8 protein-coding genes and 1 pseudogene are annotated in these 9308 nt (G+C 60.3%); 4 read left to right on the top strand and 5 right to left on the bottom strand.

Annotated elements, in window-relative coordinates:
* Positions 1–999, top strand: a 999-nt coding sequence (locus tag NKI38_RS32810; RefSeq protein WP_502899413.1) for a type II secretion system protein GspD, incomplete at its 5' end; no start/stop codon positions are given.
* 420 nt (positions 1000–1419) lie between these two features.
* On the opposite strand, the pseudogene NKI38_RS32805 reads toward NKI38_RS32810, so the two are convergent.
* The 5 genes and pseudogenes from NKI38_RS32805 to NKI38_RS32785 all read right to left on the bottom strand — a co-directional run.
* Positions 1420–2026, bottom strand: a pseudogene (locus NKI38_RS32805) (adenosine kinase); the annotation flags it as partial.
* Positions 2027–2196: 170 nt separating this feature from the next.
* Complete coding sequence (locus NKI38_RS32800; protein WP_023727257.1) at positions 2197–2388, bottom strand: hypothetical protein; 192 nt, start codon at positions 2386–2388, stop codon at positions 2197–2199.
* Positions 2389–2888: 500 nt separating this feature from the next.
* Positions 2889–3350 (bottom strand): NAD(P)/FAD-dependent oxidoreductase, encoded by a 462-nt coding sequence (locus NKI38_RS32795; RefSeq protein WP_352664940.1) that lies wholly within the window; start codon positions 3348–3350, stop codon positions 2889–2891.
* The gene (locus NKI38_RS32790) at positions 3350–3838 is read right to left on the bottom strand and encodes a hypothetical protein (protein WP_352664938.1); all 489 of its coding nucleotides are present in this window, start codon (positions 3836–3838) and stop codon (positions 3350–3352) included. The genes NKI38_RS32795 and NKI38_RS32790 overlap by 1 nt, the downstream gene beginning before the upstream one ends.
* Before the next feature lie 85 nt (positions 3839–3923).
* Positions 3924–5579 carry an MFS transporter gene (locus tag NKI38_RS32785; RefSeq protein ID WP_352664936.1) on the bottom strand — a complete coding sequence of 552 codons (1656 nt, stop codon included), beginning with the start codon at positions 5577–5579 and terminating at the stop codon, positions 3924–3926.
* Between the two features lie 299 nt (positions 5580–5878).
* Between NKI38_RS32785 and NKI38_RS32780 the strand changes: the two genes are divergently transcribed.
* The 3 genes from NKI38_RS32780 (at position 5879) to NKI38_RS32770 (ending at position 8745) form a co-directional block, all read left to right on the top strand.
* A complete protein-coding gene (locus tag NKI38_RS32780) occupies positions 5879–6175 on the top strand; it encodes a hypothetical protein (RefSeq protein WP_352658087.1) in 297 nt (98 codons plus the stop codon).
* Between the two features lie 591 nt (positions 6176–6766).
* The gene (locus NKI38_RS32775; protein ID WP_352664934.1) at positions 6767–7054 is read left to right on the top strand and encodes a hypothetical protein; all 288 of its coding nucleotides are present in this window, start codon (positions 6767–6769) and stop codon (positions 7052–7054) included.
* Positions 7055–8478: 1424 nt separating this feature from the next.
* Complete coding sequence (locus tag NKI38_RS32770; protein WP_352657924.1) at positions 8479–8745, top strand: ParB N-terminal domain-containing protein; 267 nt, start codon at positions 8479–8481, stop codon at positions 8743–8745.
* Positions 8746–9308 lie beyond the last annotated feature (563 nt).

Below are 9308 nucleotides of genomic sequence, written 5' to 3'. Positions count from 1 at the left end.
CCGGTCAACGTGTCAGCTTCGCCGGCCGAAATGCCAGATGCGACCGTCTCGACAACGGATTCGGTGGACGAAACGGTCGTGTCAGCGAACCGTCTCGGCCTCTCGGCGCCGGTTCGGATTCGGGCGGACCCCGGACAGAACGCGCTGGTAGTACTCGCAGCACCCCACGACTACAAGATCGTGGAGGCCGCGATCCGTCAACTCGATCTCAAGCCTCGACAGGTCCTCATCCAAGCCATCATCGCCGAGGTTCGGCTGGATGATGGTCTGAGTTACGGCGTGGACTATCTTCTCTCCACCAGGGGCTTAGGCGCAGTTCCAAATGGTTTATCGTATGTATTTCCCGGCAAGGACGCCAACATTGTGTTACACGGGCTAAGAGCGCTTGGGGAGGTAAAGGTTGTGTCCGCGCCGCGCATTCTTGCGGTCGACAATCAAACGGCCACGATCCAGGTGGGCGATCAGGTCCCCGTCCTAGCGCGATCATCGCAATCTGTCCTAAGCGAGAACTCTCCGATCGTGAGCGACGTCGAAATGCGCGACACAGGTGCGATCTTGGCTGTTACGCCCAGAATAGGTGCCGGGGGTAGTATAACACTCGATACATTCGAGGAGGTCAGCACCGCCAACAGGAACACGCTAACCAATGTTCAATCCCCGGTGATTTCGGTGCGCCGCCTCCAGAGTACCGTATCCACCCAAAGCGGCGACACGATCGCTATCGGCGGATTGATGCAAGACAGCACCAACCGTGCCAATTCTGGGGTTCCTGTGCTGAAAGATATTCCGCTTTTGGGGGGATTGTTCCGCAGAACGGAATACGCCAAGGAACGGACGGAGCTCTTGATATTGCTCAATACCCGGGTGGTTGACAGTGGCGCCGACGCAAGGGCCCTGACGGAGGAACTGCGCGAAAAGTTCGAGACCCTAGCCCCCGACCTGGGCCGCAGGCTAACACGGTCAGCTCAAGGCAAACCTCGCCCGTCTTTTTCCAGGTGAGAGCGAATTGGGCGCGGCTAACGTGAACCGGCCGTGGTTCTTTCGCAGCGGGTATCCGGCCCACCTTCAGGAGCGGCATCTGTCCTCTTGCCCGCCGCAGATCATGCGCGGCGCGCCCTGTCAGAACCGCCCCAGCGACCTCGAAGACGAGGGGATCATGACCGAACTGGCGCGAATACTCCGGGTCGCCTCCACGACAACTAAACTAGGATCGCTGTTTTCGCCATTTGGGGAGGAGCATAATGAAGCAATCTTCGCCTAAAGGCGAGAATCCGCTCTTGCAGGCTCGGATGAAGGCGCCGAGCGCTGGCGATCATTGCGTCGCTGATCGAACCTGCAAGCTCAATGGCCTCGACCACTCGGCCAATCGCCGACGTACTCACCCGGATAGTTCCGGCCATCCAGACGACCTGCTGCTGCCGTGCCGGAGCGCATCAGCTCGAGGAACTCGTCGCGGCGGGGTCGACGCAAAACGAATCCGACAGCGTCATCGACACTTCGCGTCCGGCGGCATGCGCCAGGCGCGCGATCTGCCGGATCGCTTCCTTGGCGCGCGGCGGGTCCCACAGATAGCCCTCGAATTTCACCTTGGCGCCCGACGCCTTGTCGGGCTCGATGTCTTCCGGCCCGAGTTCCATGCAGGCCGATATAAGCGCTCGCCATCGGCCGTGACGAAGATCATCGAGCGCGCCGTCGGTGGTTGTCCCACCAGGGGTTTGGTGTCGAAGGCGACGCCCTGGGCGTGGATGTCGTGGGCGTAGATCTCGCCGAGCGCGTCGTTCGACACCTTGCCGAAGAAGGCGGCGCGCCCGCCGAAGCTGGCTACGCCGGCGGCGGTGTTGCCGGCGCTGCCGCCCGAGGCTTCGATCGCCTGACCCATGCGGCTGTACAGCAGCTCTGTTCGTTGCGTGTCGATGAGGGTCATCGCACCCTTGATGACGCCGTTGGTCTCGAGAAAAGCCACGTCGCACTAGGCAATGATGTCGACAATGGCATTGCCGATGCAAAGCACGTCATAGTCCGGCATCAATGTCTCCGCCTGGGAACCCGCCAGCTCTCTTGCCATGCCGGCCGGGCGCTGGTCTGGCAAGTGGGCTTTCGGTTTGCCAATGCGTTCGTTCCCGGCCCTCACGGGGCAGCGAGTCCTTGCCGTGAGCGCCTCGCCTGCCAGGCTACATGGCGGCCGTGGAGATTACCTCAGCAGCGGCGCCCGATCGGAAACCTTAGCACCTCCGCGCTTTGGCGTGGCTGCTTGAACTCTTCGACGGCAACCGCCTCAATTAGCAGGTCCAAGGCTTCGCGGCCCCTTTGACTCATCGGATCATCCCCACAAAGGTAGTCATACGCTCGATCTAAATGCACTCGGGCGGCGGAAAAATCGCTTGTCATATCATAGAACCCTCTCTACCCGCCCGCATTGCCGTCTACGAGGTGAAGGTAGTTCAATCGTCAATATATACAGACAAATTTGAATTAAGTCGGTGTGATCATGGAGGTCGAGTTCCCTGACCTGATGCCCCATCGAGCCCGCCGACGACCACTCGCTGGCGCTCGGTCGGTTCATAAATGCCGAGCACCCCGTCCCGAGACCACCTCTGACCTCCCTCCTTCGATGCTAGACGCGTGGAAGACATGGCTGCGCCGGCGCTGCCAGAAAGGCGTGTCCCATCGCGCGGCGGCTGCATAGTGGGCAGCCAGCGCCGGGAGGTAATCGGCAAAGCCGCGTGTGGCAATTGTTGCATAGCGGGCGCAGGCGAAATCGCCACGCCCGTCCAGCATGTCCGATGCCGCGTTAGGCCGCCAGGATGCCTGACCGGCGTGCATGCACGATCCCGCGTGAGGACAGTGGATCGGCACAGAACAGGCAGTCGCCCGCCGCGACCCAGCGGTCACCGGCGGCGGGATAGATCGTTGCGGTTCCCGCCGCCTTGATCATGCTGGCGGTCTCGATTGCGTTGGGTGGCACGAGCGGCGCGATGGACTGCGTTGCGGCTAAAGCGCGGTACCAATGTCCGGCTTTGCGCAGTTCGCTGCCCAGATCCGGATCGGTGAGGCACGCGCAAGTCGGCGCTGTACCACCAGCCTTCGGGACGCGCCTCGACGACCATGCTGCAATCGCCCGGTGCGCGGTCGAAAAAGCGTGTGTAGGCGGCAAGATGTCCGTGCACGGTGAGCTTGGCGCCGAAACATCGCTCCAGCCTCCAACTGCGACCGGTCGCCCAAACCACGGCGCGGGCAACGATAGCTTCATCGGCCAGTTTGAGCAGCCAGCCTTGATCGTCGCGCACTGCCGAACCCACGGCCGAGCCAAACCGCGTGTCCACATCTGCCGCCTTGGCCGCCTGCACCATCAGCCGGTCGAATCGCGTAGGTCGAGCTGCCAGCCGGCACCTTGAGCGGAAAACATGCCGTGCCGCTCGCTGGGAACTTCATTGGCCCACACCGAAACAAGCGCACGATTTTCAACGAAGCCGGCCTCGGCGAACGGCGTCCAGACATCACGCTGACGCAGCAGCCCATTCGCTACCGCCGGCAGCACCTCTCCCGGCTTTGGCCGATCATGCCTTCCTGCTTCCAGCAACAGCACGCTCCGCGCGGGTGCATCGTTGCCAACTCCAGTCCGCATGTGGTCGCCGCCGAACGTGATCGTCTCAGCGAGTTGGCGGGACAAAATGCCAACCTCAAGATAGCGTTGGCCCGGATCAGCGAGGCGGGCTGATGAAGACTTTAAATTCGAAATGTGACACGCGGCAATAGTCGCGTGCCGCTGCAGCCCCAGGCTCCGCTCACGGTGGGGACCGATCGGCCGCACTCTCAGCCTGTGCTTCTTCTCTGCCACCCATCATCGAATTTTGGTGGATTGTCCGTCTCCCGCACCGGTTTGCGCGATAGACAAGAATCGCGTTTTCTGTGCCGGCCGGGCTTCAATGACGGGGATGGCGAAAAGCTGAGTGCTCGGGCTTGCGGGCCGAGCTTGTCGGTCGCTCGATGGAAAGTGTCATCTGAGGCGCTTCCTCTCCCGCGTGCAACTGGAAGACACGCTCGTCCAGTTCCTTGTCCACTTCCGTCAGACGATGATTGAGGCGAAGGTAGTCCGCCCAGGTCGGCGTGCGGAACGTTTCCGTCCAATGCATAGGCTTCTGCAAGTTCCGCTGGAGCGTCCAATTCCGAGCACCGACCCGGCTGTGTACATGACGCCGCTGCCGCATGAGGTCGAGGAAAGCCTCGAGATCTCTCTCGGCTATCAGATATTCGACCTTGACCACGATCGGGCCGCTTCTCGGCTTCAGGTTGAGCGCGACAGCCGGGGCATCGAATTCCTCCAGAGGATCGGGCTCTGAGTCGCGGCGCTCGCGAAGAGGAAACAGAACGCCGGCTGCAGCGACGAACATCAGGGAGGCAGCGGAACCCTCCAGCGCCAGGGCCAGCGAATGGTTTTCGGCCACCGTGCCCCACACCCAGCTGCCGAGCGCGATGCCACCATCTATCAAAGCATAGTAGATCGAGATCGTGCGCCCCACGACCCAGCGCGGGCTTGCCAGCTGCACGCTCACACCGACCCCTGACCAGGCGGTGACCCAGCCCGCGCCGCCCAAAGCGAGTGCAATTGCCGCCACCCCGATCGAAGTTGTCAGTGCCAGGGAAAGTGAGCACGCCGCGCAGGCGACGCAGGAGAGCCTCATCAGCCGCTCCTGCGACAAGCTCCGTCTGAACAGGCTGTTGGAGAGGCCAGCGAAGACGGCTCCGGTCCCGAAGCCGGCCATGAGCGCGCCATAGGCGAGCGGGCCTCCTCCCAGCTGATCGCGGACAACCACCGGCAGCAGCGCGAGTATGGCGATGCTCGCCAAGCCAAAGAGGGTTCCGCGCGCGATCGCTGCCTTGATTTCCGATGACATCGCCGTGAAGCGCAGCCCGTCATAGATCGCCGTCCTCATCGACTCGCGTGGAAGAGGGGAAGAACGAACCTTCCACTTGCAGCGCCAAATAGTGGCCAAGGGTACGAAATAGGTAAGCGTGGTCACCGCGAATGCCGCCATAAGGCCAAACGAGGCAACCACAATGCCGCCGAGCGCCGGGCCCACAGTCCGGACGGTATTGAATCCAACAGAAAGCAGGGTGACGGCAGCGGGAACATCTCGTCGATCCACAATATCGCCAACCGACGCTTGCCAAGCCGGATCATTGAGAGCACCGCCGCTTGCGATCAAGAAGCTGAAGCCGAGGATCATCCACGGACTGACAAAGCCCAGCGCCACCGATGCGGTCAGCATCGCGGAGGCAGTCACCATAAGGCACCGACCGGCGAACATGACCCGGCGCCGGCTGAAATTGTCAGCGAGAGCCCCGGCGAAGACAGACAAGACGAAGGCGGGCAGGTTCGATGAAGCCTGAACCAACGCAACCATCAGATCGGAAGTCGAGATCGTTGCCATCAGCCAGCTGATGGCGACAGTCTGCATCAACCAGCCGAGGCTTGAAACCTGCGTGGCGAGCCAGATCGAGCGAAAGGTGGGCTGCAGAAGTGGCCCAAAGGTCGTTGGTGCAGCCAAATCTTCTTTTGATCCAGCCACCCTACTCATTTTGCGAACCTTTTCTTTCCGTTATTGTCGCTTCCCATGTAATCTAGGCTGAACCGTGGCGGCTTAAGAATAGATGGCCCATTTGCCTACGACGAATGTGGCCACAGTTCCTCCTGACCAGTTGTCAGGCGGTCGGGACGCAGACATGGGCCGGCTCGCTCGCCTTCGACGACATCTTGGTGAGCCGGGATTCACATGTCATTTGAGGCACCATGCTCGATCGACGCGCTGCCGAGCGATTTTTCGCGAAACGTTACCCTGTTCCGATGCTGAGTGTGGCTTCCGAAAAGTGAGGACGCTTGCAGATCTTTGACAGGATCAGTTCCCTGATAGATGCAGACGATTGCCAGGCCGCGATCGAAGACGCGCGCGCCCTGCTCCTTCAGTTCGGACAAAAGTCTGATGCGCTCACACATGCGATCGACGAGTTTCTGCTTGACCGGCTTGACCTGATGACATTGGCTTTCATCGTCGAATGTTACGGACGCGGCTTTGAACTTTTGGCGCGAATGCTTGCCCGTAGAAGGCTGGCGAAGGTCAGACTGTTATCGGGAGGGGTCGGCCGGGCAGAACGGGTTCCAAAGCCTGATGGCTGAACCGGCGATCGAGCCGCGTTTCAATTAACGACGTGGCGACCGCCAAAAAAAGGGCCATCGGAAAACCGAGGTATGTAAAGTCAAAACCTTCAGAGGGGAACAGCTGATACGATGGAATGGGAGGAAACCATCGCGTGCATCAGCTGTAAGCTTAATGGCTAAAAGTTGTGCAATGCGCAAACACACTTTGTGCAATGCGGCTATGCAGTAACGCAAAGCCTCAAGTTGCAAGATCGAGTTTGGAAATGTTTGCTGCTCGTACGGTGATGGGCGAGATCCTTAAGCGTATGTACGGCGGCATGATGGACGCTTGCAAGCATCCAGACAAGATTATCGCGAAGCTAAAATAAGAGGTTCGATCCAATCGGCGATGCTCAATAGCCGCGCCATTCTGGTTCAGCCGGGCGTTACATGGCCTCGCCAAGTTGAGGATGTATTGGTCGCGAGCAGCCGCGTGCCAATTTGGAACCCACGACCATATGCAACGATTGGGCACTGTCCGAAGAAGGCCGAGAACGGTTGAAAGTGCGCTAGATGGAGATATTCTGAATTTGGAACGGGGGCCTGGTTCATCGCCAAAGCGAGATATGGATGAAAAGCAGATCGCGCCCAACGCCTGATCCAACCATTGCAACGGAAGTCCCCTGGTCGGAAAGCCTAACCGCATATGATGACAAGCATATCGAGCTCTATTTGAAGCTCATGGACGCTTGCGCCGACAGAGCCAGCGAAGAGGAGATGGCGCTGGATGTACTGGGTATCGATCCGGTCAAAGAGCCAATCCGCGCCCGTAAGGCCCTTCGCAGTCATCTCAAACGGGTGCTCTGGTTTATGCATGAGGGCCATAAGGAACTGCTTCCAAGCCGGCCGCCTCAATAACTGCGGCGCCGAACAAGGTTGCCTGAGAGATCAGGTGGCGCCCTCGGGGGATGCGAGGACACTTGAAAGCCGCAATCGGGTTATCATCGCCATACTGCGTGTGTTCGGCTCCGCACGGCAAGTGCCCTTGAGTCGAGGAGGAATGCACATGAAGAAGAAAGTTCATCTGGAAGCCTGCTGACCGATCCCTTGGGGCCCATAATCGGGTCCCAAGTTGTTCCCGACGAGCGTTGCGAGGGGCGGATGCAGGACCAGCCGGAAATCGAGCCCGGGCGTGAAACGAAGTCAACAGGTGCGAGGTTCGGCCTGCTGGTGTGGCTGTGTTGGCCGTAGGCGCCTTCATCTGGACCGGCTTCGGCGAAGGCATCCAGCAGGGCACGTCCAACGTCGTTCGGACTGTCATCGACAAGAGCATGCACTCGCCTTGGGCTCGGGCAAGCCCCCAACGCTCTTACAGAGGGCGAATGGTATCTCTCGGTGTACTACGGTCCCGACTTTACGGATGTCACCCCCGTCGGCCTGGGGCACCCCCTTCAAGGTGACATTCACGTCGGCCCCGGATTTGTCTGGCACCTACGAGAACGTTGCAGGGAGCGGCTCGGTAAGCGGCTTTGAACGACCCGGTCAACTCGTAATGACCTACTCCGGAGCAGATGGGATGTCCCATGGAGTTGCCATTCTCCAAGACATTCAGACCCACCTGTCTTCCAACAACGTCGAGCATGATTACGTGGGAGCCGTTTTGGTCCACGCTTGCTATAAGGCGGACACCCAGCAGTGCGATGCCGCCAAATCGCAATATAAATTCTGCAGGGCGATTTTGTCGAAAAACAGGGAACCCGACAAGGATCCTTCCCTCAAGTGTTACCTCGACGAACCATGTTCGGCTTTTCAGAACGATCTTAAGCTGAAGCTTAGCCCGACGGCACAGCTTTAGGCACGAAGGCGCTCACCAGGGTCGCAGCTCAAAGAGAACGGCGCCCTTCGCCGGGGGCCGTCCGTTCCGCATCCCGCCTGACGGCGGCGCGTTGCTGATGCTCCTACGGCCGCCCTGTTGAGCCGGTCTCAGGGCCACGGTCTTTCTCCTGCACCGATCTGACTTGGTCCCGCTGGCGGGCATTTCGGTGCTTCCGTTTTGTACGCTCTTCTCTCTTGGGCGCGCTTCGCGGCACGGCTGCGCCGACATGGATGTGCCTAGCGGCACCTTTCCTATGTAGCGGGAAGAGAGGCGCGCGGCCCTCTCTCCCCAGCAAGCCCCCGCGGGCGGGTTCCCCCATCTTCCTCCGCTTCGCTAGGTGCAGACCGGGGAGACCCCTCCGCCCCCGGGACTTGCCCCCCTCGCTCCCCGCTACTCGCCGCGAGGCAGGGGTTCAGGGGACCTGAACCCTTCAGGTCAATCCCTGAAACCAACAACGAGCAAGTCGATGAATACCGCTGAAATCACTATCCCGCTCGCAGGTAGGGCCGAACTGGCCGCCACCATCGAGGCCCATGGCCTCATCCATAACCTTGTGACCAAGGCGCCGAAGGGAGCCAAGTTCGAAGTCGTCGCCGGAGGGCGGCGACTGGGGGCGTTGCGGTTGCTGCTGGACGAGGGCCGCACCGTACAGGGCGTGGCTGTGACCAAGGATTATTCGGTCAGGCGCCATGCAGTCATCACGAGAACGATGGTCAGAACGACGGTGATCTGACCCCAGAGGATTCGGCTTCCACGCATACAGGCTCCAATCGGCAAAAATGTCGGAGCCGATCAGAGAATGGGGGATTTCGGGAAGTGCAATTACGAAGATGAGGCTGGCGTGTCGCCGGATAGTATCGGCGGCGAATAGGACGGGTTGGCCCGGTTCTGCCCGGGGTCGCGCGCTATCGCCTCATCGCCTCTGCGAGGTCGAGTAGGTTTCGGAGGGCGGTGCTTCGGTTGAAGGGCGACCACACGGCTGAGAACACTACAGGTTCGGGCTCGTCGGCGATCGGCAGAAAGCGGACACCCGCGACAGGTGACAGGCTCGATGCGGCCCCGAGCAACGTGACGCCGAAACCTTGCCCGACCATCGACAGCAACGACGCACGTTCGACAGCGACACGCAGAATAGACGGTGCCGGCCACCGGCCCGACAGCCGCAGGAGGATATGGTCATGAACTTGTGGTCCGGGGCCGTTAGAGCGGTTCGCGTTTTAGCTGAATCAGGATTCCCAAGATTGAGCAAATCAGATTCGATGTTTTGACCGTTGGAGGTCGGGACTGATGGCGAAG

The organism is Mesorhizobium sp. M0621 (assembly GCF_040320745.1).
Taxonomy (GTDB): Bacteria; Pseudomonadota; Alphaproteobacteria; order Rhizobiales; family Rhizobiaceae; genus Mesorhizobium.
Note: the sequence above shows the minus strand (reverse complement) of the source record. Positions and strands in the feature narration are given on the sequence as shown.